Source organism: Metasolibacillus meyeri (genome assembly GCF_003049505.1).
Lineage (GTDB): Bacteria > Bacillota > Bacilli > Bacillales_A > Planococcaceae > Metasolibacillus > Metasolibacillus meyeri.
Window position 1 is genome coordinate 1 of the sequence record NZ_PYWN01000063.1, and the last position, 25,754, is coordinate 25,754.

Sequence of the window (25,754 nt, forward strand, 5' to 3'; positions counted from 1 at the left end):
CGTATTGTTAAATATATTTCCTTTACTAGCATATCAAAAAAGAGGAAATTTTGCAGATATAGAGAATATAATTTTATGTAACAAATTTTTTTTTGAAGGGAGCATTAATAATGCAAATATCTTACCATGGACATTCCGTAGTAAAAATACTAACAAATGATACAACGATTTTAATTGACCCATTTATTCGTGGGAATGCATCCACAGATTTACAAGTAGAGGAGCAAAAGCCCGATGTCATTTTATTAACGCATGGACATAATGACCATGTCGGTGACACGGTTGAAATTGCGAAAGCAAATAATTCATTAGTTGTCGCACCGAACGAATTAGCAGACTTCATTGGCTGGCAAGGTGTAAACGTCCACAATATGCATATTGGTGGGGCGAAGCAATTTGACTTTGGTAAAGTGAAGTTTACACAAGCTTTCCATGGCTCATCTTATGTAACGGAAAACAATGAAATTATTTATACAGGTATGCCAAGCGGAATTTTATTTACGGCAGAAGGATTAACGATTTATCATGCAGGAGATACAGCGCTGTTCGGTGACATGAAACTAATTGGTGAGCGCCATCCAATCGATGTTGCCTTTTTGCCAATTGGAGATAATTTTACGATGGGACCAGAGGACGCAGCATATGCGGTGTCATTATTAAAGCCAAAAATTGTCGTACCGATTCATTACAATACATTCCCACCGATTGCACAAGATCCACAGCATTTTGCTGATTTGGTAGAGGGAGCAGACGTGCAAATTTTACAGGCTGGAGACTACGTGAAGCTATAAGGTAAGGTAGCTGTGGACAAAAAAAGGGATTGTCCAGAAAGTTGGAATCACCGTTGAATAACGGAAAATCTAGATGGGTTATTCATTGAAAGAAAAGGCGATGAAGCATGTGTTTTCGAAATTTTTAGTTCAAAAGTAATGATTTGCCCGTAAGATAGTGAATTTCGCCCGCAAAAAGACCATTTCCGCCCGTTAAAAAGCAAAATTCGCCCACAAGACAACCACATTCGCTCAATTAAACTCAAAATAGGAGCTTATCTAAAAAGGTGATATCTTTTTGGACAGCTCCTTTTTTGGTTTAAGACAGAATATTTAGCTCATTGAAGCGAAAAGAGTATTATCCAGTTGCGCTATTTTTCACAATAGTCGAGTGCTGTCCCAGCTTCTTTATTTTTATTCGTATGCGACTGTACCATTAATGTATGTTTGATGAATGGTTGTACGTAAATCGAAAGGATCGCCATTCCAAATGACAAAATCGGCATCTTTGCCAACTTCAATTGAACCTACCTGTGATTCAATGCCTAAATGTTTAGCTGCATTAATCGTAATGGCAGCAAGTGCTTCGTCCTCCGTTAGTCCGTGTTTAATAGCTAAAATAGCGCTTGTTAATAAATGTGTAATGCCAACAACGGGGTGATCTGTTGTAATGGAAAAGGGTACACCTGCCTCCCGCAATGCAATGAGTGTGTGCCAGCCTTTATTTGCGTTTTCGTTTTTTGAACGTGATGACATTGTTGGTCCGACAGATACGCGAATATCATGCTGTGCGATAAAATCTGCCATGAGATGTCCTTCTGTACAATGCTCGATTGTCATATCAATATTGAATTCGCGTTTAATGCGTAGTGCTGTTGCGATATCGTCTGCACGATGTGCGTGAATGCGTAAGGGAATTTCCTTTTTTAATACTTTTGCAATATTTTCTAGCCCTAAATTTCTCTCACATGCACCTTGTTCACGTTTTTCTAAGTAATTTTGACCTGCGATAAGCATTTCACGTAAGCGTCCAGCAACGCCCATACGTGTTGTTGGCATTTTTCCTTTGCCACCATGCGTATTTTTCGGGTTTTCACCTGTTGCTGCTTTAAGCCCAGATGGATTTTTGATAATCATTGCATCGACAACTGATTTTGCGGCTGTTTTGACGATGACCATTTCTCCACCGATCAAGTTTGCGCTGCCTGGCATAATTTGAACCGTTGTGACACCGTTACGTCTCGCATCTTCAAAGCCGATATCCTGCGGCTGAATCCCATCTAATGAGCTGACTTCAGGTGTTGACTCTGAGCTGATTTCATTAAAATCATGCCCCGCTTTACCAACACCCTCTGCATGAACGCCTAAATGTGTATGTACGTCGATAAGACCTGGCGTAATAATTTTTCCTTGTACATCAATTGTTAGGGCGTTTGCAGGTATGGATATAGCATCGCCAATCGCTTTAAATTTGCCATCCTCAATGACTAAGTCACCATGAATAATATCACCAGTACCTGTACGAATTTGTGCATTTTTAATATGTAACATAAAAAACCCCTCCTATTTTTCAAGTATACTAAATATAAAAAGGAGCAGGTGTATAATTTATAGAATTATTTTTATTTTCGAAATTTTTGTGCTTGAAGCGGAGGGCTAGGTGCAAATCCAAGACGCTCATTCTAAAATAATAGGTGAAAGCAAAATGTTCACAACAGCCTGTAAAAGTCGGATTGGTCAACCAATAAGCATTTAGTGGGTAGGCTAAAAATATTTGCCTTAAAGTCATTTTGTTCAAACGTTTTCATCAAAGTAAAATACACTTTTGTTTTGTATGTATCATCAAGAAATATGATACACTAACTAGGAAGGAAGATAGGGAAATAGGTGATTGTATGTCAACGAAACACGAGAAGATTTTGCAATATATTGAATCATTGCCTGTAGGAGATAAAATTTCAGTTCGCCAAATTGCTAAAGAAATGAAAGTCAGTGAGGGAACTGCCTATCGTGCGATTAAAGAGGCGGAAAATCGTCGTCTTGTCAGTTCAATTGAACGTGTTGGGACAATTCGCATTGAAAAGAAGAAAAAAGAAAATATTGAACGCTTAACATTTGCTGAAATTGTTAATATTGTAGATGGGCAAGTGCTTGGTGGGAAAACAGGCTTACATAAAACATTGACGAAATTTGTTATTGGAGCGATGAAGCTTGAAGATATGATGCGTTATACGGATGCAGGAAGTTTGCTAATTGTCGGGAATCGGACACAAGTGCATGAGCATGCTTTAAATGCGGGTGCAGCTGTATTAATTACAGGTGGCTTCGATACGGCGGAAGCTAATAAACAATTGGCGAATGATTTAGAGTTGCCGATTATTTCGACAAGTTATGATACGTTTACCGTAGCTACGATGATTAATCGAGCGATTTATGACCAGCTTATCAAAAAAGATATTTTGCTTATTGAAGATATTTATGTACCGATTGAAGAAACGGCTGTGTTGCAAAATGACCAAACATTGCATGACTTTAGAGAGCAAAATCGTCGCACTTCGCATGGTGCTTTCCCTGTCGTAACAAGTCAACAAAAGCTTGTGGGGATGATTACGGTAAAGGACGTTATCGGAAAAGAGGATACCGAGCTAATTGACAAGGTGATGACGAAAACCCCGATTGCCGGCTCCATGAAAACAAGTGTTGCCTCTGCGGGGCATCGTATGATTTGGGAAGGAATTGATTTGTTGCCTGTTGTCAATGATGATGGCACATTACAAGGTGTGATTAGCCGCCAAGATGTTTTAAAGGCATTGCAGCTTGCACAGCGCCAGCCGCATCAAGGTGAAACGATTGATGATTTAGTAAAAAACGAAATGAAGATGGTGGATGAGGAAGAAGTTGCGGTAGAATTTGTCGTAACGCCTCAAATGACAAATCAATTTGGCGGTATTTCTTACGGAGCATTTACGACACTGCTTGCTGAAGCTGGCTCTTTTGCTTTGAAAAAACGCAAGCGCGGTGAGGCAGTTGCGGAAAATATGACGATTTATTTCATTAAGCCTGTGCAAATGGAGAGCGTGCTAACCGTTAAGCCAAGAATTTTAGATATGAGCCGAAAATTTGTTAAGATGGAGTTCGAAGTATTCAGTGAGACATTGTTAGTTGGAAAAGCGATGATGACATTCCAACTATTGGAGCGTTAAAACGCAAGTAGCTGTCGGAAAAGCCTTGTGTGAGCACGCTTTTCCGACAGCTACGTTTAACTTGATTTAGCATCACGTCTCGACGTGATAGATTATAAGCTACTTATTGAGCTCGAATTCCTCATGTACATATTTCCCCTCATGGCGAGCGCGTTTGTAGTTATTATATGCTAAGCCTGCGCCGATAAGGGTGAACACAATAGCAACACCATAGCCAACGGATGTTGGATAGATGATTGTTGCATTCAATCCAAATGCAATAATAAAAGTACCGAGTGCAACACCTGCTTTTGCGGTATACCATTTTTTTCGTATCGGCAGTGTTGAACGGAATTGTTTTGTTTTATAATAAAAATAAAACACAAATGATACGACAATAAAGAAAACAAAAATAAAGTTTAAGACATTAGACATAAGTGAACCTCCCATAAAGCTAAAGCTGTTACTATTGTACAAACTTTTAGCAAAAAATGCGAACGGATTTCACTTGAATTAAGGAGGAAAAACGCTTGAAACGTCAAATCATCGACACAATTGAGCAATACGATACAATTATTATACACCGACATGTGCGTCCAGACCCTGATGCCTATGGCTCACAATTCGGTTTAAAGGAGCTAATACAAGCAAACTATCCAGAGAAGACCGTGTATGCTGTAGGTGAGCATGATTCATCATTAACATTTTTAGCGATGCCAGAGCGTATAACGGATGAACTATTTGATGGTGCATTAGTGATTGTGACAGATACGGCGAATACCGAGCGTGTAGATGATGAACGCTATACGTCTGGTGATAGGCTGATTAAAATTGACCATCATCCAAACGATGATGCCTATGGCGATATAATATGGGTTGATACAGGTGCAAGCTCTGTAAGTGAAATGATTTATGAGCTTTATGAGGAAGGTAGAGACTATAAAGAATGGACTTTCTCTGATGCAGCAGCACGTCTATTATTTGCAGGTATTGTAGGAGATACAGGTAGATTTTTATTTTCAAGCTCAACTGTAAAAACATTTGAAACAGCGGCGCAGCTGATTCAATATAACTTCAACCGCAATGAAGTATTTGATGGTATGTATGAAATGGAGCCGCATTTATTGCAGTTACAAGGCTATTTTTATCAATACTTTCAAATGGATGAGCATGGAGCGGCATCATTAAAAATTACAAAAGAAGTATTGCAGGAATATGGTGTAACGGCTTCTGAAACGTCTTTATTAGTAGGCTCGTTAGGCAGTGTGAAAGGTATTTGTGCATGGGTGATCTTTATTGAAGAAGGAGATACAATTCGTGTGCGCCTGCGTTCAAAAGGACCTGTTATTAACGGGTTAGCTAAAAAATATAATGGTGGTGGACACCCATTAGCTTCAGGTGCTTCTGCATCTTCATGGCAAGAAGCAGAGCAGATTGTGAAAGAGTTACAGGAGCTTTGTAAGAACTATTAATGTAAGGGGGATGGAAATGGTTGTTTATCCACAAATAAGAACGAGCGCGGATTTATTGAAAAGTACGATACGCATTGAAGCGCTCATCCCTTTTTTACAGCAACAAAAGGCAGAGGCATGCGCCATCGTGAATTCGAGGCTATATGGTCTTCTGCCTTTTTGGCACGAAATGAAGAAGGCTGGTATCCATCCAGTTATCGGGTTGGCAGTAAATGTGCAATTTGCCGAGGATGTCGAGTTGCCCTTAATTTTATATGCGCAAAATAATAGAGGTTATCACCATCTATTAAAGATTAGTAGCAGTGTCGCGATTCGCAAGGATGAACTATTACCATTTCGTTGGCTTGCAGGCTACGCAGCAGGCTGTATTGCCATTATTCCAGTATTTGCACAAGAGGCAGTATGGTTAGAACGTCCACAGCTTGCCGAGCAGCTTAAGCAATTATTTGGTGAGCACCTATTCATTGGGATTGAGCGATTAGAAGTTGCAGCAGCGCGTGAGCAAGAAGCAGTTCAACTGAGTGAGCAAATGGCGATTCCGATTATGGCTATCCATGAAAGTACATTTATGACAAAGGATGACCATTTTGCTTATGAAGTAGCACGTGCGATTGATACAGGTGTGAAAGAAAATTTAACTTTTAACTTGAAATTAAAGCACCGCTATATGCTAACAAAGGAAGAGTGGCAACAATTTTTTGTGGATCGCCCACAATGGCTAAAGCAAGCAGTACAAGTATTAAGGAGTTGTCATGTCACGCTAGAGCAGCATGATACACTTATGCCGAAATTTCCAGTTGCGAATGGACAAACCGCAGAGCAATTACTGCAAGAACATGTATTAAGTGGCTTGCAGCAAAGATTACAAAGCATGCAACTTCCAACGAACTATGAGCAACGTATGCGCCATGAATTAAGTGTCATTTGTTCGATGGGCTATGCTGATTACTTTTTAATCGTGGAAGATTTTATGCGTTTCGCAAGGGAACAGCAAATTTTAACGGGTCCAGGAAGGGGCTCCTCAGCGAGTTCACTTGTTGCTTATGCGCTGCGCATTACGCAAGTTGATCCGTTGCAATATGATTTATTATTCGAGCGCTTTTTAAATCCTGAACGTGTGACATTACCTGATATTGATATCGATTTTGTTGATACGAAAAGGCAGGAAGTTATTCAATATGTAGCCAATAAATATGGGCAGCAGCACGTTGCACAAATTATTACATTCGGCACATTGTCAGCAAAAGCTGTTGCACGTGATGTTGCGAGAATGCTAGGCTTTGAGCAAACAGAGCTTGAACAAATTTCTAAAATGTTGCCAAATAAGCCGGGAATTATGCTACAAGACGTTTATAAGGAATCACAAAACTTGCGCAATTGGATACAGCAAAAACCTGAGCGAGAGCGCTGGTATGCAACAGCACAAAAGCTAGAGGGTCTACCTCGCAATGCCTCGACACACGCTGCTGGTGTTGTGCTAAGTCCCGTCCCTCTTGTAGAAGTAGTACCAATCGAGGAGGGGCATGACCAAATATTTTTAACGCAATGGCCAATGTTTGAAGTTGAACAAGCTGGTTTATTAAAAATGGACTTTTTAGGCTTGCGCAATTTAACCATTTTAGAGCAAATACGTCGCTCTGTACAATATACGCATGGACAGGATATCCAGTTTGAGAAGATACCACTGCACGATCAACAAACATTTAATTTGCTACAGGCTGGCGATACAGCGGGTATCTTCCAATTAGAATCTGAGGGGATGCGTCAAGCGCTAAGAGAAATAAAGCCAACACATTTTTTAGATATAGTAGCAGTCAATGCACTCTATCGCCCAGGACCGATGGATTTCATTGCAACATATGCACGCAGAAAGCATGGGCAGGAGCAGGTGACGTTGTTACATCCTGTGCTTGAACCGATTTTGTACGAGACTTATGGCGTCTTGATTTATCAAGAACAAATTAGTGTGACACGTTCTGCATAAGGATATTTACTATCCGAAAAGCAGCATCCCTCTCATTTGAGGTAGAGAACTTATAATCCGAGGTTTGGAATGAAGGAGTAACGCCCTGAAACAAACCCTCTAAGGTTCCAACATGTGAGCGAGTAATAGGAAACTTGCTGATATGAAGCTTGGTAAAGTCGGCAGAAATTATCCTAAGTCTCAAAACGACCAAAGTAAAATTGGTTCAAAAAGGCTAGAGCCTACCTGTTTGAAAAGGTGGAAGTAGAGATATGGAAAATGATATGCCGGGAGTCTATAAAATACCCATGGTGAGAATGTTTTAATAACTGACAAACTTCTGAATGTACGTGTCTAGAGTTCTAAGTAGTCGAAAGGCTATTCCCATATAAAGGTGGGGCTAGTGAGGTAGAGTAAAAGTTGATTTTATGAAATACCTTATGATGTTACAGGCATCGTCCAGCTAGCAGGCATAAAGGAAGCACCTAAAGGTATATGTACAGATAGGATTATAGGAACGTGGTAAGCTTGGAACGTTGAGGGATCCTAATTCCAAGGAAGCGTTAATAAGGAAAATCTCATTTGATATAACTTATTTTTATTCAAGTGAAAGTAGTGCCACAGTACCGTTGAAACCATGATAATAAGTGGTGGAGGGATAGGCACAAGTCATATCAATTAAAAGAAAAAGTTATAACAGAATATTCAAAGGTTCGAGTATGACTAAAAGAGGAAATCCACTTCTGCAAAGGAGGGAACCGACTTTGACAATGCAAAGCAATAAGACTTTGAAAAATGATTCACTTCGCTACAATGAATACTACGATGTGCAAAGTATGGATGACGAATTATACAGTCAAGCAAAAAGTGGAAGTAAGTTCTCCGATTTAATGAACAAAATTCTGCATAGAGAAAATATTCTTGTAGCATACAGAAAGATTAAAACTAATAATGGCAGTCTTACAGCGGGACATAATAAACACACAATAGAAGATTTAGAAAGGCTAACACCTGACCAATTGGTATTTCAAGTTAGAAAAAGATTAGCCAACTATCATCCACATAAAGTTGAACGAGTAATGATTCCTAAAGTGAATGGGAAACTAAGACCTTTAGGGATACCAACAATTGAAGACAGATTAGTACAACAATGTATTAGACAAGTTCTGGAACCGATATGTGAAGCTAAGTTTTATGACTACTCGTTTGGATTCCGACCTAATCGGAGCACAACGCACGCTATGGCAAGATGTTATCACCTAATGCAACGCAATAATCTGCACTTTGTTGTAGATATTGATATTAAAGGATTTTTTGATAACGTGAATCATGGCAAGCTAATGAAACAATTGTGGCAACTTGGAATTAGAGATAAAACATTATTAAAATTAATTTCCAAGATGTTAAAAGCTGAGATTATCGGAGAAGGAGTCCCTACTAAAGGGACACCACAAGGGGGAATCTTATCTCCTTTACTGTCAAATATCGTACTAAATGAATTCGATTGGTGGATTCATTCACAATGGAACGGGATGAACACAAGACATCGATACTCTTGCAGTATTGCAGTTAATAAAGCACTCCAAGCTACCAATTTAAAAGAAATGCATATTGTCCGATATGCAGATGATTTTAAAATCTTTTGTCGAACACTTAAAGAAGCTAGAGTTATCAAAATAGCAGTGACGAAATGGCTTCAAGAACGATTAGGGCTTGAAATCAGTGAAGAAAAATCAAAAATCGTCAACCTAAAGAAAAACTATTCAGAGTTTCTAGGATTCAAAATGAAGGTTGTTCGCAAAGGGATTAAATGGAGCGCATATAAAGCAAGCAGTAAAGATAAATTTACAGTTAGGTCACATATGAATCAAAAAGCATTTGACCAAACTGTAAACAAAATAAAAACCGCTGTCAAACAAATTCAACATGGAAAGCCTAGCGAACTACCGAAAAATATCGGTATTTACAACGCAACAATCGCTGGACTCCATAATTATTATGATACAGCTACACATATTAGTAAAGACTTTCATAAAGTGGATTACCTCACAATAAAAATTAGGAAAAATCGTTTTAAAGATGTAAGAACAGAAACGGGTACAATGAGTAAATTTATTGAAGAAAAATATGGCGATAGCAAAGGGATTCATTATCTCTGTAAAATGGCAATAATACCATTAGCAAAGATTTCACATAAAGCCCCGATGCAATTCACCCAGGAAATCTCAAGTTATAGTGAGGTTGGGAGACAACTGATACACAAAAAGTTGAATGCCAATATTGAATTTAAAATTACACTACTAATGAGAAATCCAGTAATGGGTGAAACAGTCGAATACAACGATAATCGTCTTTCTCGATTCTCTGCTCAAAAAGGTAAATGTGCAATAACGAAAATGGAATTAGAGGTCAATGAGGTACACTGTCATCATCAAAAACCGAGACATTTAGGTGGTGATGACAAGTACAACAATCTGATAATTGTTCATGAAAAAGTGCATCGCTTAATTCATGCAGTAAAAGAAGATGTAATTGGACGATTAAAAGTAGAATTAAACCTCGACAATGACATGATTAAGAAAATAAACACATTGCGCCGAAAATGTAAATTAGAAACGATTTAACCAAGTTTTAAAGTCTAAACAAAAAGCATTGGAAATTCTGTTAGATAATAAATTCGATTTTGGTATGATGGAACGCCGTATGAGGTGAAAGTCTCACGTACGGTGTGGAGTGGGGGAAAAGCTGGAGATTATTTCAAAGGCTTACCTATCACTATTGCGAATCGCTCATGTCATGGCAGGTTTCTCGATTGGTGAAGCGGATATTTTACGTCGTGCAGTTAGTAAAAAAAATCGTGAGGAACTAGAGCGTCAGCGTGAACGCTTTGTGCTAGGCGCCCAGCACAAAGGCTATGACCCACAAATCGCAAATGAAGTATATGCATTGATTGTGCGCTTTGCTGATTATGGCTTTCCGAAAAGCCATGCGGTTGCATACAGCCTAATCTCTTATCAAATGGCTTATTTAAAGGCGCATTATCCTGTGAATTTTTATGCGGCATTATTGACAAACGCGACAGGAAACACAGATAAGCTTGTACAAATTTTAATTGAAGCGAAAGCAAAGGGAATAACGATCTTACCGCCGTCCATACAAAAAAGCGGACGTCATTTTAAAGTGGAGAATGGTCAAATACGCTATAGTTTATCAGCGATTAAAAATGTATCACAACCCTTTTTAAAAAGTTTAATGGAAGTAAGAAATGAGAGAGATACGCCATTTAAAGATTTATTTGATTTGGCAAGCTCTCTGTCAACTGCTGTCTTTCAGCAAAAAGCGATTGAACCTTTGATTAAAGCCGGCGCGCTAGATGATTTTCAATTGGATCGAGCGGTGCTACTCGCCTCGATTGAAGCGGCCAGAAAGCATGTTGACTTTAACGTAGGAAAACCGAAATTAGCAGTAACAGAGCCTTTATCACAACAAGAAAGACTACAATATGAAAAAGATGTGCTGGGCTTTTATTTATCGGAGCATCCATTAACGAAATGGCGCACAACGATTCAAGTGAGCGCCACGACATATAATGTGAATCGGCAACGAGATGGCCAGTATGTAAAAATGCTCGGTATTACTTCAGAAATTAAGCAAATTCGTACAAAAAAGGGAGAGTTAATGGCATTCGTTGAATTGCAAGATGAGTATGGTAGCATTTCTGCTACATTATTCCCAAAAGAATTTGCCGCTGTTCAGCAGCAGCTTGAGTTAAATCTTATCGCCTACGTAGAAGGTGTCTTAGAATTTCGATTCGGTAAACCGCAATTAAAAGTAAAGCATATGCGGATGCAAGCGATGTAAACTGTGCTAAGTGCAATTTTTTGTACTTAGCACAGTTTTTTCTTTACTTTTTGTTAAAACTTATGTATATTGGAAATGTGCAAAAGTGGTCAGACCACTTTTGTTCAAACAGTGAAGCTGTTAAAAAATCGCACCTATAAGTAAAAGGCATAGGGAGTATGTGGATGACTGCTGCATGCTCTCTATCATTTGCACGGCTGATTTACATAATAATAACAATTACAAAGTAGTGACGATATGAAGGGAAAGTATCGACATTTATGACTGAAAATAAAAAAATGTTTATGCAAATTGTTAAAGAGCTTCGAACATTGATTCATGAACAGCAAATTGAGCCAGGCGATAAATTGCCATCAGAGCGCGTTTTATCAGAGCAGCTCGGTGTTGGGCGGTCTTCTGTACGTGAAGCACTGCGCAGCTTAGAGTTGCTAGGTTTAATCGAAACAAGACATGGAGGCGGTACGTTTTTAGCATCCATTCATCATCATCAACTAATCGAAATTTTATCATCTTTTATTTTACAAGATACAAAATCTATTGAAGATGTTCATGCAACGCGTGAAATGCATGAGCGCGAAGCGATTCGCATTATTTGTAGAAGTGAGTCTTTGCGCAACTTGCCAGTATGGGAAAGTTTATTTATTAAAGTAGAATTGCAACAGGAGCTTGTGCGAGAGGATGTTTTGAAAGAGTGCATCATCGCTTCAAATAATCGGCTGTCGCTGAAGATATGGTTGCAATTATTGGCCTATAGCGCGCAAACTTTCAAGCAGCTTGTCACAGAGCGAGAAAAAGAAGCGCTCCAAATGTTTATGAAATCATTGCAAATGGGCTACATAAAAGGAGCCATTGAAGCATACGAAGAATGGATAGAAATTATTCAGGGTGAATGATAAGGGGGATATGAAGTGGCTATACGAGATATATTTTCAGTAAATAGAAAAAAACAAAAAGGTAGTTTCAATGCAACAAAGGAAAAGGATTTTCCAGAGGATTTAATGACGAAATGTCCTGAGTGCCGAAAAATCCATGTGACAAAAGCGGTCGAGCAAAATTTAAAAGTATGTCCAAATTGTCAGCATCATTTAAAGTTAACAGCACAGGAGCGTGTGGCAATCTTTTTAGATGAAGGTAGCTTTACATCTTTGGATGACCATTTACAAACAACCAACCCTTTAGGCTTCCCAGCATATGTGGAGAAAATTGAAGTGGACAAAAAGAAAACAGGCTTGAATGAAGCGGTTTTAACAGGTATTGGTACGTTAAAGGATGAGCAAGTGGTTGTAGCGATTATGGATTCGCATTTCCGTATGGGCTCAATGGGCTCTGTAGTTGGTGAAAAAATTACGCGTGCAATTGAAAAGGCGACAGAGCTAGGTGTACCATTTATTATTTTCACTGCTAGTGGTGGTGCACGTATGCAGGAAGGTGTCTTGTCTTTAATGCAAATGGCGAAAACAAGCGTTGCATTAAGTCGTCATAGTGCGATGGGCTTATTATATATTTCGATTTTGACACATCCAACAACGGGTGGTGTATCTGCAAGCTTTGCGTCAGTAGGAGATTTCAATATTGCAGAGCCTCAAGCATTAATCGGTTTTGCTGGTCGTCGTGTTATTGAGCAAACAGTACGTGAAAAACTGCCTGATGACTTCCAAACAGCAGAGTTTTTACTAGCACATGGACAATTAGATGCTATTTTCCACCGTCATGAAATGCGTGATAAAGTAGCGACGATTGTTAAGTTACATCGCAAGGAGGAAGCAGCACATGTCTAAAACTATGCCATTTGAAGAGCCGGTTATTAAATTACGACAAAAAATTGATGAGCTAAAGCATATTGCGCAAGACGCAGATGTTGATATGAGTGGTGAAATTGAAAAGCTTGAGGCACGTCTTGGGCAGCTAGAAAAGTCGATTTATTCAAATATGGCACCGTGGGATCGTGTGCAAGTAGCGCGCCATCCAGAGCGTCCTACAACATTAGCGTATATCGCTGCGATTTTCGAAAATTTTATTGAATTGCATGGAGATCGTCTATTTGGAGATGACGAAGCAATCGTTGGTGGGATTGCTTCGTTTGATGGGCAGCCGATTACGATTATTGGTCATCAACGTGGAAAAACAACAAAGGAAAATATTCGTCGCAACTTCGGTATGCCACATCCAGAGGGCTATCGTAAAGCACTGCGTTTAATGAAGCAGGCGGAAAAGTTCAAGCGTCCAATTATATGCTTTATTGATACAAAAGGTGCTTATCCAGGGAAGGCAGCTGAGGAGCGCGGTCAAAGTGAAGCGATTGCCCGTAATTTAATTGAAATGGCTGGCTTAAAAGTGCCTGTGATTAGTATTGTCATCGGTGAAGGCGGAAGTGGTGGGGCATTAGCATTAGGCGTAGCGAATCGTATTTTAATGCTTGAAAATTCCACATACTCAGTTATTTCACCAGAGGGCGCAGCGTCTATTTTATGGAAGGATGCGAGCCTAGCGAAACAAGCAGCAGAAGCGATGAAAATAACAGCGCCAGATTTAATGGATATGAAAATTATTGATACGATTATTCCTGAGGTTGCTGGTGGCGCACATCGCGATATTGAGAAGCAGGCAAGCACAATGAAGGAGTATTTAACAGCGACGCTTACAGAGTTAGCCATATTAAATGAGGAAGAACTTGTTCAAGATCGCTATGAAAAATTTAAGGCAATTGGTCAATTTATCGAAAATTAAAAAATAATCTGAATTTATAGCACACAATGTTGTAAAAGCGTGTTAGGATAGACATATAATTATTTTGACTCATGGATTTGAGTTTTGATTCAGAGCGCCACTAGGTAGCGAGATGAATGCTGAATCAAAATAAAGCCTTTGGCAGAGGTCATAGATTTTAAAGTAGTAACCTGTAGGCTTATGACAAAATCTAGCTAACCAAGGCGTAATCGATTTATAGAACAGGGGATAGCAATATGTCGTCAACAAACATAATACTAACACAACTTACTACAACACCGAAGGAAAAACCTACAGCTGAACAGCTAGGGTTCGGTAAACATTTTACGGATCATATGTTTATGATGGATTACACGATAGAGCAAGGATGGCATAATGCACGTATTATTCCGTATCAACCTATTTCACTTGATCCATCGGCTATGATTTTCCACTACGGACAATCTGTTTTTGAAGGTATGAAAGCCTATAAAACACCTGCTGGTGATGTGCAATTATTTAGACCAGAGCGCAACTTTAAGCGTTTAAATATCTCAAATGACCGTCTATGTATTCCTGCAATTGACGAGCAGTTTGCGTTGGATGCACTAAAGCAGTTGTTATCAATTGACAAAGACTGGGTTCCAAGCGAGCCAGGGACATCGCTTTATATTCGACCATATACTTTCGCAACAGAGCCATTTTTAGGTGTTGCGCCAGCTAAAAGCTATCATTTTATTATTATTATGTCTCCTGTTGGTGCATACTATAGTGAAGGAATTAACCCAGTCAAAATTTTAGTTGAAAAGCAATATGTTCGTGCTGTTGTAGGTGGAACAGGTGAAGCAAAAACAGGCGGTAACTATGCAAATGGGTTAAAAGCGCAGGAAATTGCGAGCAAGGAAGGTTATTCGCAAATTTTATGGCTAGATGGTAAGGAAAATCGTTATATTGAAGAGGTAGGTAGCATGAATATTTTCTTCAAAATTAACGGAAAAGTGATTACACCTGCTTTAAATGGTAGCATTTTAGCAGGTATTACACGTGATTCGATGCTGCATTTATTAAAATCAAAAAATATTGATGTAGAAGAGCGTCGTATTACAATTGATGAAGTGGTACAAGCTTATAAGGAAGGCATTTTAGAAGAGGCTTTTGGCACAGGGACGGCCGCAGTTATCTCACCTATCGGGCAATTGAAATGGCAAGATACGGAGCTAACAGTAAATGACGGACAAATCGGCGAAGTAACACAAATGCTCTATGATACGTTAACAGGTATTCAGAACGGCACAGTAGAAGATTCATTTGGCTGGATTGTTAAACTATAATAGTAAAAGATGTTTAAAGATAAGGCTGTTCAGAAATAATATATTCTGAACAGCTATTTTAAATGAGCTACGCGATTTATTGAGCAAATAGTCGTCTTAGTTGAGTAAACTTTTAAAGAACAGCCCGTTAATTATTATTTTTTTGTAAAAATAGTTGATTGAATCGTGTAGAGTGCTTACATAAAGTGTACATTCATGATAATGTGATAATAGCGTCATGCGAGGAGGGATTTTTGATGAAAAAAATAGCTGTTTTAACAAGTGGAGGAGATGCGCCAGGAATGAATGCCGCGATTCGAGCGGTTGTTCGTAAAGCGCACTACCATAAAATAGATGTTGTAGGTGTTTACTATGGCTACGAAGGGCTTTATAATGGTAACTTCGAGCTTCTTGATTTAGGGTCAGTAGGTGGCATTATCCAACGTGGTGGTACAATGCTTTATTCGGCGCGTTTCCCTGAGTTTAAAGAGGATGAAATGCAAAATAAAGCCATTGAGAACTTACGTAAAGAAGGTATTGATGGCTTAGTTGTTATTGGTGGAGATGGTTCATACCGAGGTGCAATGGCATTAACGGAAAATGGCTTCCCATGTGTAGGAATTCCCGGCACAATTGATAATGATATTCCTGGTACAGAATATACAATTGGCTTTGATACAGCGCTTAATACAGCTGTTGAAGCGATTGATAAAATTCGTGATACAGCAACGAGTCATGAAAACACATTTATTGTGGAAGTAATGGGGCGCAATGCAGGCGATATCGCACTTTGGACAGGATTAGCGGCAGGTGCGGAAACAGTTTTAATTCCGGAAGAAGAATTTGAAATTGAAGATATCGTTGCACGTTTAGAGCGAAGTGCTGCTCGTGGGAAACGCCATAGTATTATTATTGTTGCGGAAGGTGTAATGCCTGGACATAAGCTCGGAAAAATTTTAGAAGAGCGAACAGGTGTCCAAATTCGTGTGTCAGTGCTAGGCCATATGCAAAGAGGCGGTGCACCGTCAGCTCGAGATCGTGTTTTAGCGGGAAGACTTGGCGCAAGAGCTGTAGAGCTTTTACTTGAAGGACAAGCTGGTCGCGCAGTAGGAATTCAAAATCATGCAGTTGTGGACTATGATTTAAAGGAAGCGTATGAAAATGAACATAAAGCAGATGTAAGTTTATATACGTTGTCTAAGGAATTATCGATTTAATATTAATCAAATGGAGAGAGTGAACTTATGAGAAAAACAAAAATAGTATGTACAATTGGGCCGGCAAGTGAATCTCCAGAAATGCTGGAAAACCTCATTGAAGCTGGAATGAACGTTGCTCGTTTAAACTTTTCGCATGGATCGCATGAGGAACATGCGGTGCGTATTGCAGCAATTCGTGATGCTGCTGAGAAAGTCGGAAAGCCTGTAGGGATTTTATTAGATACAAAGGGACCAGAAATTCGTACACATACGATGGAAAATGGCGAGCTACATTTAGTAACAGGTCAAGTAATTGATATTTCAATGGCAGAAGTTGTTGGAACAGCAGCTAGCTTTTCTGTTACATATGCAGAGTTAATTGATGATGTAGAGCAAGATGATATCATTTTATTAGATGATGGATTAATCGAATTGCGTGTATTAGCAAAAGATACTGAAAAAGGCTTAATTCACACGATTGTTGAAAATGCTGGCGTATTAAAAAATAAAAAGGGCGTTAACGTTCCAGGTGTCTCGATTAAATTACCGGGCATTACTGAAAAAGATGCGCAAGATATTTTATTCGGTATCGAGCAAGATGTCGACTTTATTGCGGCATCCTTTGTACGTACAGCAAGTGACGTTTTAGAAATTCGCGAGCTGCTAGAACAAAACAACGGCAGCCATATTCAAATCATCCCTAAAATCGAAAACCAAGAGGGTGTTGATAACATCGATGAAATTATTCAAGTTTCAGATGGCTTAATGGTTGCGCGTGGAGATTTAGGTGTGGAAATTCCTGCTGAGGAAGTGCCATTAGTACAAAAGTCGCTTATTTTAAAATGTAATCAAGCAGCAAAACCCGTTATTACGGCAACACAAATGTTAGATTCAATGCAGCGCAATCCACGTCCAACACGTGCTGAAGCAAGTGATGTGGCGAACGCAATTATTGATGGTACAGATGCAATTATGTTATCTGGTGAAACAGCAGCGGGTCTTTATCCGTTAGAATCAGTTCAAACGATGAATAAAATTGCAGAGCGCACAGAGCAATCATTAGATTATCGCTCGATTGTGTCAAAACAGAGCCGTGGAAAAGAAGCGAATATGACAGAGGCTATTTCACAAGCTGTAGCTTATACATCACTGAATTTAGGTATTAAGGCTGTATTAGCACCGACGGAAAGTGGGAACACGGCAAAAATGATTGCTAAGTATCGCCCAGGTGTGCATATCGTAGCAGTGACAGGCTCTAAAAACACAGCACAACTTTTAACATTAGTTTGGGGCGTGAAGCCAATTCTATGCCAACGTGCCAAAACAACGGATGAAATTTTAGAGCTATCTGTTGATGAATCATTAAAGCATGGCTTTGTTGATCATGGTGATGTTGTTGTCATTACAGCTGGTGTACCTGTCGGTGAAGCCGGCACGACAAACTTAATGAAAGTACATGTTATTGGCGATTTACTTGCACGTGGTCAAGGTGTTGGCAAAGCGTCTGTAGTAGGGAAAGCATTGGTGGCGAACAATGCAGCAGAGGCACTAGCATATGATGCGGAAGGTGCCATTTTAGTAACAATCGGCACAGATCGTGAAATGATGCCAGCGATTGAAAAATGCGCGGGAATTATCACGGAAGAGGGTGGCTTAACGAGCCATGCGGCTGTCGTTGGCTTGAGCCTTGGCATTCCTGTTATTGTAGGGGTAAAGGGTGCATTAGAGCTAATCCGTCAAGGACAAGAAATTACAATGGACGCAGAAACAGGTGTTATTTATAAAGGGCATGCGAGTGTTCTATAAAAGAGATGGGGGCTGTTTGGCAAGTGCCAAACAGTCCTTTTCACAATGAAACCTTTTTCGTCATAGTTCGTATTACTAAGTAAGTAGGAGGTGCTTGTATGCAAAAAATATTGCTTCTATTCATTGTACTAAGCTTTGCAGAAATTGCTGCATTTATTCTAGTTGGTAAGTGGTTAGGCGTTTTCGTAACATTGCTACTCATTATCGCAACAAGCCTGATAGGTGCCTTTATTTTGAAAAATAAAGGACTCCGCTCATTCCAATCGCTTCAACACAGCATCGCACAAGGTAAGTCACCTGGTGTTGCGATGATAGAAGCCTTTGCGTTGTTTATTAGTGGTGTGTTATTACTATTACCGGGCTTTTTAACAGATTTAATTGGCTTTTTATTACTGTTACCATTTACGCGTAATCTGTTTAAGCCACTTATTTTTAGCTGGGTAAGAAGAAGAATGAAACATAGTCAAATTATTATCGAGCAAAAATAGATTTTTCGCTTATTTTCACTGCGATGAGCAAGAGAAACGGACTGAGTAAAATACCGTATATCCCGAATAAAAGAATAGAGGCAGCGCTAATAACGAAGGAGTGTACCATACGTAATTGGAAGGTCGATGCCCAAACGATGGATTCTACAAGCTGCCTCGATAGTTGAATAAAAAGATAAAGGGCGATTAATGAAATGGATAACCACTTTTGTCCAATAATAAAAAAGTAGATGATTAGTGGGATAAGAAAAATGCCTATCCCGAAAAATGGTAATGCGTCAGCAATAGAGATTAACAAGGCTTTGCTAATTGGATTTTCAAAGCCTAAGAAATAAAAGCCAATACTTAATAAAACAAAGGTCATAATAAATAGTTGTAGTGATACAAATAAAAAATATGAAAAAATATGTAAAGCGCGCTTAAAATAATGCTGCCATTCAGCGCGATATTTTTTCGGTACATAAACAAAAAACCATAAGCGATTTTTTCTTGATTCAAATAAGGAAAAATAAAAGACGAGTAGAAAGATAAAAAACTCAAATAAATAGCCGAAAGTGTGTTGGGCAATGCTGACAAGTGTCATCATAATGGAATCGATGAAAGAAAATGATTTCTCAAGCAGCAATGGGAAAAATAATAAATCAGCATATTGTGTTGAAAATGTATCTAAATGCGTTTTAAAATGAGGTATAAGCGTTAACAAGCTTTGAAAAAGAATAGCAGATAGTTGATAAATAATAGCGAAACATAAAGCTGTGGTTAATGTGATGCTAATGATAATAGGAAGATGCAACTTTTTGTGGAAAAATTGTACAATTGGGTATAACAAGTACGCGCAAAGTAAAGCTAAAGAAATAGGTAATAAAAGAAATGCGAGTAGTAAGTAACTAACAACAATTAAATACTTTATTATATTGTTGGTTGTTAAAAATTTTAAATGTGTATGATGCAATCATTCCACCCCTTAAAACTTTATGTATTTTTCTTCTCTTTTAATGATATTTTTTCATCCCTAATGCCTTTTTTTCTTAAAATAGTTACTTTTCATTCACAAAGCCGTCAAAATTGATTATAATGGTTCATGTAAGCGATTTACTTATAGGTTCATATAGTTAATGAAATTAGTGTGTTTAAACACTAATACAGTCAACAAAACATGAGGGAGCGATTATTTATGACAGCAACACGTGGTTTAGAAGGTATCGTAGCAGCAGAGTCTAAAATTAGTTCAATTATTGATGATACACTTACATATGTAGGGTACAATATTGATGATTTAGCAGACAATGCTAGCTTTGAAGAAGTAGTTTATTTATTATGGCATACTCGTTTACCAAAAGCGGACGAGCTTGCTGAATTAAAACAACAACTAGCTGATAATATGGCTGTACCACAAGCTATTCTTGATCAATTTAAAACATACCCATTAAATACAGTTCACCCAATGGCAGCGTTACGTACAGCTGTATCATTATTAGGCGTGTTCGATGAAGAAGCAGATGTAATGGACCCAGAAGCTAACTATCGTAAAGCAATCCGTTTACAAGCGAAAATTGCAACTGTAGTAACAGCATTCTCTCGTATCCGTAAAGGCTTAGAGCCAGTGGCACCTAAAGCTGAGCTGAGCTACGCTGCAAACTTCTTATATATGCTAAAAGGTGAAGAGCCAGCAGAAATCGAAATCGAAGCATTTGACAAAGCGTTAGTATTACATGCTGACCATGAATTAAATGCATCAACATTTACTGCACGTGTATGTGTAGCAACACTTTCTGATGTATATTCAGGTGTAACAGCTGCAATCGGCGCACTTAAAGGACCTTTACATGGCGGTGCAAACGAGCAAGTAATGAAAATGTTATCTGAAATTGGTTCACTTGAGAATGTGGAACCATGGGTACAAAATAAATTAGACAATAAAGAAAAAATCATGGGCTTCGGTCACCGCGTATACCGCAAAGGCGACCCACGTGCACCACATTTACGTGTAATGTCTGAAAAATTAACAAAGCTAACAGGCAAACCAGAATTATATGAAATGTCTGTTAAAATCCATGACATGATTGTAGAACAAAAGAAACTACCAGCAAACGTAGACTTCTTCTCTGCATCAGTATATGATTCATTAGGTATTGAGCATGACCTATTTACACCAATCTTTGCTGTATCACGTACATCGGGTTGGGTAGCACATATTTTAGAGCAATATGCAAACAACCGTTTAATCCGTCCACGTGCAGAGTATGTAGGGCCAGGCATGCAAAAATACGTTCCAGTTGAAGAGCGTTAATTTTCATAAATAAGTTAAAAATGTGTGTTTAGCACTCGTACAAGTTGCTACTTATAGCAGTTTTACGACTGCCAATGCACGCTTTGAAAAAATATGCTAAACTTATCTAGGACTGGGGCAGATGCACAGTCCTAGATTTTCGAATATAGGAGGCAACTATTCATGACTAACGGTAAAATTTTAGTAGAAAATGGCGTGTTAAACGTACCAAACAATCCAGTAATCCCTTTCATCGAGGGTGACGGTATCGGTCCAGATATTTGGGCAGCAGCTTCTCGCGTAATTGATGCAGCTGTAGAAAAAGCATACAATGGCGAAAAGAAAATTGAATGGTTAGAAGTTCTTGCAGGGGAAAAAGCATTCAACCAAACAGGCGAATGGTTACCACAAGAAACTTTAAATAAAATTGACGAATATTTAATCGCAATTAAAGGACCTTTAACAACACCAATCGGTGGCGGTATCCGTTCTTTAAACGTAGCATTACGTCAAGAGTTAGACTTATATGTTTGCTTACGTCCAGTACGTCACTTTGACGGTGTACCTTCACCAGTTAAACGTCCAGAAGATGTGGACATGGTTATTTTCCGTGAAAATACGGAAGATATTTATGCTGGTATCGAATACCAAGCTGGTTCTGACGAGCAAAAGAAATTATTAAACTTCTTACAAACTGAATTAGGCGTTAACAAAATTCGCTTCCCAGAAACTTCTGGTTTAGGTATTAAACCTGTTTCTCAAGAAGGTACAGCGCGTTTAGTTCGTGCTGCAATTGAGTATGCAATTAAACATAACAAACCAACTGTTACTTTAGTACACAAAGGAAACATCATGAAATTCACTGAAGGTGGATTCAAAAACTGGGGTTATGAATTAGCTGAAACTGAATTTGCTGATAAAGTATTCACTTGGAACCAATACGATGCAATTAAAGCTGAGCAAGGTGAAGCTGCTGCGAACGAAGCACAAGCTAAAGCTGTTGCTGAAGGCAAAATCATCGTAAAAGATTCAATTGCTGATATCTTCTTACAACAAATTTTAACTCGTCCAACTGAGTTCGACGTAGTAGCTACAATGAACTTAAACGGTGACTACATTTCTGATGCATTAGCTGCACAAGTTGGTGGTATCGGTATCGCACCAGGTGCTAACATTAACTACGTAACGGGTCACGCTATTTTCGAAGCTACTCACGGTACAGCGCCAAAATATGCTGGTCAAGATAAAGTAAACCCATCTTCAGTATTACTTTCTGGCGTATTAATGCTTGAGCACTTAGGTTGGCAAGAAGCTGCAGATTTAGTAACAAAATCTGTAGAAAAAACAATCTCTTCTAAAGTTGTAACTTACGACTTTGCACGTTTAATGGACGGCGCAACAGAAGTAAAATGCTCTGAATTCGCTAACGAATTAATTAAAAATCTATAATAGATTTGGGTGTCAGAAAAGCAGGCTAACGCGCCGCTTTGCTGGCACCCTTTTTGCTTTTCTATGGGGATTTTTCAGTTCAAAAGTAATGATTCGCACGTAAGCTACTCGTTTTCGCACGTTAAACATTGCAGTTCGCACGTAAGTACACCCAATTTCGCACATTAACTATAGATGTTTGCTCAATGCTTGTCTGATAAATTTGCTAATTTTGCCACTTGTTTGACTTATATAAATACCCTTTTTTTGATACTATAAAAGTAGGAAAACATTTCATTTATAGGAGTGGATTGATCATGACATTAAGACGTAAAAAAATCACGGTAATTGGTAGTGGATTCACTGGGGCAACGGCGGCGTTTTTAGCAGCGCAAAAAGAGCTAGGTGATGTTGTCTTGCTAGATATCCCACAAGCTGAAAATCCAACAAAAGGTAAAGCATTAGACATGTGGGAGGCAGCGCCAATTCAAGGCTATGATGCTTATGTAAAAGGAACGGCTGATTATGCAGATACAGCAGATTCAGACATCGTTATTGTAACAGCAGGTGTCGCACGTAAACCGGGTATGAGCCGTGATGATTTAGTACAGACGAATGAAAAAGTCATGGTTTCCGTATCGGAGCAAATTGCAAAATATTCACCGAATGCAACAGTACTTGTATTAACAAATCCTGTTGATGCGATGACATATACCGTTTATAAAACAACAGGCTTCCCAAAAAATCGCGTCATCGGTCAATCAGGTGTTTTAGATACAGCCCGTTTCCGCGCATTTATTGCAGAGGAATTAAATATGTCTGTAAAAGATGTGACAGCACTAGTTTTAGGTGGACATGGTGACACGATGGTTCCATTAACACGCTATTCATTTGTTGGTGGCGTACCAATCGAATCATTAATTGCACCAGAGCGCTTAGAGGAAATTGTCAACCGCACACGTAATGGTGGGGCAGAAATCGTTAACTTGCTTGGCAATGGCTCAGCCTACTACGCACCAGCAGCCGCAATGGTTGAAATGGCTGAAGCGATTTTAAAGGATCAAAAGCGTGTATTGCCATCAATCGCTTACTTAGAAGGCGAATATGGCTATGAAAACCTTTGCCTAGGTGTACCAACATTATTAGGTGCAAACGGTATAGAAAAAATCTTTGAGCTAGAGTTAACAGATGAAGAAAAATCAGCACTAGATTATTCAGCAGAGGCTGTAAAATCGGTTATGGGTGTTTTGAGTAACTAAATTTAATATAAAGAAGGGGGCTGTCTTGAAAGAATTTTCTTTCTAAGCAGCCCCTGTTTCTAACAAATTAATATTTTTGTTGTTTTCTATAGTACCTCAAAGCAAAATAACTAATAAGTAAAATTACACTTCCTATAATTAGAGAAAGCTTTAGAGTAGAGGTGGAAGAATCTTGTTCTTCCATTGCAGGACTTGAAGATTCCTTTTCTTGCATTACTTCCTCATACGTTTTATTGAAATTTCCTCCTACTGCAGTATTTTGCCCATGCTCTATAATTTCTTTTGGTGATGCATATTTTTTATAAATGTATTCTCTAAACTCTGGTAATTTTAGTGGTTTTTCAATTAGAAGTTGTGCACTTTTAGCAAATCCTAAAACTCTGCCGTTTTCAAATATATACCATGCATCTGCTGGCACTTCATAGAAAATTTTCCCATCAGAAATTGATTTCGCATCAAGTGCCATGGCTAAATCTTTTCCATAGCCAAACATGGAAAGTACATAATCGCCATCTTTATTTTCGGCAGTGGCAATTACATTAACAGGTATATTATCTTGATAAACTACAGCGATATATTCATTTGAATCCACGATTCCTTCGTCCTCGGATAATTCGTTTTTAGTGGTTACAAAATCATTAGATAGTCTATATCTTTTGTGCAACTTACTAAAGGTAATATTTGTACTATTTGTTAAATTATAATTGTGTGCGTCTTCTGAGTTTACAATGTCCAAAATGATTTTTTCAATATATTTTTCAGCAAATTGTTGTGCGGATTTTGCTCTATACTCCCCATCTGCATATTCCACATTTGCATGCACAGGAATCGTAATAGAAGAAATAAAGAGTAAACATAGTACAATCATAAACAAAATCTTTTTCATTAGGGCTCTTCCTCTTCTTAAATTTTTTGATCTAGTAGGTGTGTTAGCAAGCAAAATGAAGTGGGGGACCAAACCGCCTGTAAAAAAACTATTTTCGGCCAATACGGCGTTGATCACACAAACGTTTTCACAGGATGTGAAGCGCTTAGCTTGTGTTCCTTTAGTAGCATCAGTGGAGGTGGGAGAAACCTCCACTGATTGAATATTCTAATTAAAGATATAGAGATGATACTGAAAACCTTATAAAATACTATAATTTTTTTAATTACAATTTTATACTTTATTAAATTCTCTAAAAAATAGATATAGCCTTCTAATTTAACAAAAATAAAGTTGATAACCACAAATTAGAATCTGTGAGCTGAATGGCATGTCGTGTCACTGTCTATCGTGATAGAAGGTTGAAAACACCGTCGATTTTCGTTACGAGGGAAGCGAGCCAATCGCAACGGAGATCAACAGCATGTTTAGCTTTCTAAAAAAGATTAACAAATAAGGCTATCTATCTCTTTCAAATAATTATTTTGCATTTTGTCAACTCTAGTTTATGGTGATGAATTAAAAATAAAAAGTTCTATTAACTCGCAATAAAGTGAATATCTGAACAGTTTTTACTTTTAGTGCAGAAGCCATGATTTCACAACATTGTGCTTTCTACAAAAAGTTGTTACTATAAAAGTATCGCATAAAGAAGGAGTTGCTTCGTATTGCTACAAAAGAATAGAAAGCAAGGTAGATTGATCTCAACTTTAACAGTTGGCGAAAAGCTACATATTACTGAAAAAATGGATGATAAAGATTTATTAATCTATTTAGGTTTAACAAATGATAATAATCCATTATTTATTCAGCATGATTATGCGGCAAGCACATCTTTTGAGCAACCAATTGTTCCGCAAATTATGTTAACAGGCATTATTAATTCAGCGATTTCTAAGCATATGCCAGGTCCAGGCTCTTATATTTTAGAGCAAGCGCTTAAATTTTTGGCACCTGTGTATCATTATGAAACAGTCGATTTTGTATTGGAAATCGAGCATATTGATGAAGCGAAAAATGAAGTGATTATCAATGTAACAGCAAGTAATATGGAAAAGGAACAGTTGCTGGAAGGAACGCTTAAAGTATCTCCTCCTCGCATATAATAGATTTGAG

Annotated in this window: 20 protein-coding genes and 1 pseudogene; 17 read left to right on the forward strand and 4 right to left on the reverse strand. The window is 38.4% G+C overall.

The window, feature by feature from the left end; genetic code table 11:
• The first annotated feature begins 110 nt into the window (after positions 1-110).
• Positions 111-791 carry a metal-dependent hydrolase gene (locus tag C9J34_RS10235; RefSeq protein ID WP_107839770.1) on the forward strand — a complete coding sequence of 227 codons (681 nt, stop codon included), beginning with the start codon at positions 111-113 and terminating at the stop codon, positions 789-791.
• Between the two features lie 393 nt (positions 792-1,184).
• Here C9J34_RS10235 and C9J34_RS10240 read toward each other — a convergent pair whose 3' ends face one another.
• Entirely contained in the window at positions 1,185-2,321 is a 1,137-nt protein-coding gene (locus C9J34_RS10240; RefSeq protein ID WP_107839771.1) for an amidohydrolase, read from the reverse strand.
• A 344-nt stretch (positions 2,322-2,665) separates the two neighbouring features.
• On the opposite strand from C9J34_RS10240, the gene C9J34_RS10245 reads away from it, so the two are divergent.
• Positions 2,666-3,973, forward strand: a complete 1,308-nt coding sequence (locus C9J34_RS10245) for a DRTGG domain-containing protein (protein ID WP_107839772.1) — start codon at positions 2,666-2,668, stop codon at positions 3,971-3,973.
• 99 nt (positions 3,974-4,072) lie between these two features.
• On the opposite strand, the gene C9J34_RS10250 is transcribed toward C9J34_RS10245, so the two are convergent.
• Positions 4,073-4,387: a YtpI family protein gene (locus C9J34_RS10250; protein ID WP_107839773.1), complete on the reverse strand. Its 315-nt coding sequence runs from the start codon at positions 4,385-4,387 to the stop codon at positions 4,073-4,075.
• Between the two features lie 95 nt (positions 4,388-4,482).
• Here C9J34_RS10250 and C9J34_RS10255 point away from each other — a divergent pair, with 95 nt between their 5' ends.
• The 11 genes and pseudogenes from C9J34_RS10255 to C9J34_RS10305 all read left to right on the forward strand — a co-directional run bounded on the left by C9J34_RS10255 (position 4,483) and on the right by C9J34_RS10305 (position 18,757).
• A complete protein-coding gene (locus C9J34_RS10255) occupies positions 4,483-5,424 on the forward strand; it encodes a DHH family phosphoesterase (RefSeq protein ID WP_107839774.1) in 942 nt (313 codons plus the stop codon).
• 16 nt (positions 5,425-5,440) lie between these two features.
• Positions 5,441-7,387 (forward strand): annotated as a pseudogene (gene dnaE / locus C9J34_RS10260) (DNA polymerase III subunit alpha); the annotation flags it as partial.
• Between the two features lie 770 nt (positions 7,388-8,157).
• On the forward strand, positions 8,158-10,011 hold the full coding sequence (gene ltrA / locus C9J34_RS10265) for a group II intron reverse transcriptase/maturase (RefSeq protein WP_107839810.1): 1,854 nt from the start codon (positions 8,158-8,160) through the stop codon (positions 10,009-10,011).
• Positions 10,012-10,120: 109 nt separating this feature from the next.
• Positions 10,121-11,248, forward strand: coding sequence for a helix-hairpin-helix domain-containing protein (locus C9J34_RS10270; protein ID WP_238600618.1), 1,128 nt, complete (start codon positions 10,121-10,123; stop codon positions 11,246-11,248).
• 260 nt (positions 11,249-11,508) lie between these two features.
• On the forward strand, positions 11,509-12,141 hold the full coding sequence (locus C9J34_RS10275) for a FadR/GntR family transcriptional regulator (protein WP_238600619.1): 633 nt from the start codon (positions 11,509-11,511) through the stop codon (positions 12,139-12,141).
• Between the two features lie 15 nt (positions 12,142-12,156).
• Positions 12,157-13,026, forward strand: a complete 870-nt coding sequence (accD, locus tag C9J34_RS10280; RefSeq protein WP_107839777.1) for an acetyl-CoA carboxylase, carboxyltransferase subunit beta — start codon at positions 12,157-12,159, stop codon at positions 13,024-13,026.
• Complete coding sequence (gene accA, locus C9J34_RS10285) at positions 13,019-13,975, forward strand: acetyl-CoA carboxylase carboxyl transferase subunit alpha (protein WP_107839778.1); 957 nt, start codon at positions 13,019-13,021, stop codon at positions 13,973-13,975. Before accD ends, accA begins: the two co-directional genes overlap by 8 nt.
• Positions 13,976-14,211: 236 nt before the next feature.
• The gene (locus tag C9J34_RS10290) at positions 14,212-15,285 is read left to right on the forward strand and encodes a branched-chain amino acid aminotransferase (RefSeq protein WP_107839779.1); all 1,074 of its coding nucleotides are present in this window, start codon (positions 14,212-14,214) and stop codon (positions 15,283-15,285) included.
• A 236-nt stretch (positions 15,286-15,521) separates the two neighbouring features.
• Positions 15,522-16,481, forward strand: a complete 960-nt coding sequence (pfkA, locus tag C9J34_RS10295; RefSeq protein WP_107839780.1) for a 6-phosphofructokinase — start codon at positions 15,522-15,524, stop codon at positions 16,479-16,481.
• 27 nt (positions 16,482-16,508) lie between these two features.
• Positions 16,509-18,269: a pyruvate kinase gene (gene pyk, locus C9J34_RS10300; RefSeq protein WP_107839781.1), complete on the forward strand. Its 1,761-nt coding sequence runs from the start codon at positions 16,509-16,511 to the stop codon at positions 18,267-18,269.
• Positions 18,270-18,367: 98 nt separating this feature from the next.
• Complete coding sequence (locus C9J34_RS10305) at positions 18,368-18,757, forward strand: FxsA family protein (RefSeq protein ID WP_107839782.1); 390 nt, start codon at positions 18,368-18,370, stop codon at positions 18,755-18,757.
• Here C9J34_RS10305 and C9J34_RS10310 read toward each other — a convergent pair.
• Positions 18,741-19,709, reverse strand: coding sequence for an AI-2E family transporter (locus C9J34_RS10310; RefSeq protein WP_107839783.1), 969 nt, complete (start codon positions 19,707-19,709; stop codon positions 18,741-18,743). The two genes, C9J34_RS10305 and C9J34_RS10310, sit on opposite strands and share 17 nt — an antisense overlap.
• A gap of 222 nt (positions 19,710-19,931) precedes the next feature.
• On the opposite strand from C9J34_RS10310, the gene citZ reads away from it, so the two are divergent.
• The 3 genes from citZ (at position 19,932) to mdh (ending at position 23,713) form a co-directional block, all read left to right on the forward strand.
• Positions 19,932-21,047 (forward strand): citrate synthase, encoded by a 1,116-nt coding sequence (citZ, locus tag C9J34_RS10315; RefSeq protein ID WP_107839784.1) that lies wholly within the window; start codon positions 19,932-19,934, stop codon positions 21,045-21,047.
• A 162-nt stretch (positions 21,048-21,209) separates the two neighbouring features.
• A complete protein-coding gene (gene icd / locus C9J34_RS10320) occupies positions 21,210-22,475 on the forward strand; it encodes an NADP-dependent isocitrate dehydrogenase (protein WP_107839785.1) in 1,266 nt (421 codons plus the stop codon).
• A gap of 296 nt (positions 22,476-22,771) precedes the next feature.
• Positions 22,772-23,713, forward strand: a complete 942-nt coding sequence (gene mdh / locus C9J34_RS10325; RefSeq protein WP_107839786.1) for a malate dehydrogenase — start codon at positions 22,772-22,774, stop codon at positions 23,711-23,713.
• A 67-nt stretch (positions 23,714-23,780) separates the two neighbouring features.
• On the opposite strand, the gene C9J34_RS10330 is transcribed toward mdh, so the two are convergent.
• The gene (locus tag C9J34_RS10330; RefSeq protein WP_107839787.1) at positions 23,781-24,599 is read right to left on the reverse strand and encodes a hypothetical protein; all 819 of its coding nucleotides are present in this window, start codon (positions 24,597-24,599) and stop codon (positions 23,781-23,783) included.
• A 707-nt stretch (positions 24,600-25,306) separates the two neighbouring features.
• On the opposite strand from C9J34_RS10330, the gene C9J34_RS10335 reads away from it, so the two are divergent.
• Positions 25,307-25,744 (forward strand): MaoC/PaaZ C-terminal domain-containing protein, encoded by a 438-nt coding sequence (locus tag C9J34_RS10335; protein ID WP_238600620.1) that lies wholly within the window; start codon positions 25,307-25,309, stop codon positions 25,742-25,744.
• Positions 25,745-25,754 lie beyond the last annotated feature (10 nt).

Excerpts from the sequence above, each read along its gene's own strand:
- C9J34_RS10275 (WP_238600619.1), top strand. The coding sequence starts at position 11,509 with ATGACTGAAAATAAAAAAATGTTTATGCAAATTGTTAAAGAGCTTCGA.
- C9J34_RS10250 (WP_107839773.1), bottom strand. The coding sequence starts at position 4,387 with ATGTCTAATGTCTTAAACTTTATTTTTGTTTTCTTTATTGTCGTATCA.
- icd (WP_107839785.1), top strand. The coding sequence starts at position 21,210 with ATGACTAACGGTAAAATTTTAGTAGAAAATGGCGTGTTAAACGTACCA.
- ltrA (WP_107839810.1), top strand. The coding sequence starts at position 8,158 with ATGCAAAGCAATAAGACTTTGAAAAATGATTCACTTCGCTACAATGAA.
- C9J34_RS10330 (WP_107839787.1), bottom strand. The coding sequence starts at position 24,599 with ATGAAAAAGATTTTGTTTATGATTGTACTATGTTTACTCTTTATTTCT.
- C9J34_RS10305 (WP_107839782.1), top strand. The coding sequence starts at position 18,368 with ATGCAAAAAATATTGCTTCTATTCATTGTACTAAGCTTTGCAGAAATT.
- accA (WP_107839778.1), top strand. The coding sequence starts at position 13,019 with ATGTCTAAAACTATGCCATTTGAAGAGCCGGTTATTAAATTACGACAA.
- citZ (WP_107839784.1), top strand. The coding sequence starts at position 19,932 with ATGACAGCAACACGTGGTTTAGAAGGTATCGTAGCAGCAGAGTCTAAA.
- C9J34_RS10240 (WP_107839771.1), bottom strand. The coding sequence starts at position 2,321 with ATGTTACATATTAAAAATGCACAAATTCGTACAGGTACTGGTGATATT.
- pfkA (WP_107839780.1), top strand. The coding sequence starts at position 15,522 with ATGAAAAAAATAGCTGTTTTAACAAGTGGAGGAGATGCGCCAGGAATG.
- C9J34_RS10245 (WP_107839772.1), top strand. The coding sequence starts at position 2,666 with ATGTCAACGAAACACGAGAAGATTTTGCAATATATTGAATCATTGCCT.
- pyk (WP_107839781.1), top strand. The coding sequence starts at position 16,509 with ATGAGAAAAACAAAAATAGTATGTACAATTGGGCCGGCAAGTGAATCT.
- C9J34_RS10290 (WP_107839779.1), top strand. The coding sequence starts at position 14,212 with ATGTCGTCAACAAACATAATACTAACACAACTTACTACAACACCGAAG.
- C9J34_RS10235 (WP_107839770.1), top strand. The coding sequence starts at position 111 with ATGCAAATATCTTACCATGGACATTCCGTAGTAAAAATACTAACAAAT.
- mdh (WP_107839786.1), top strand. The coding sequence starts at position 22,772 with ATGACATTAAGACGTAAAAAAATCACGGTAATTGGTAGTGGATTCACT.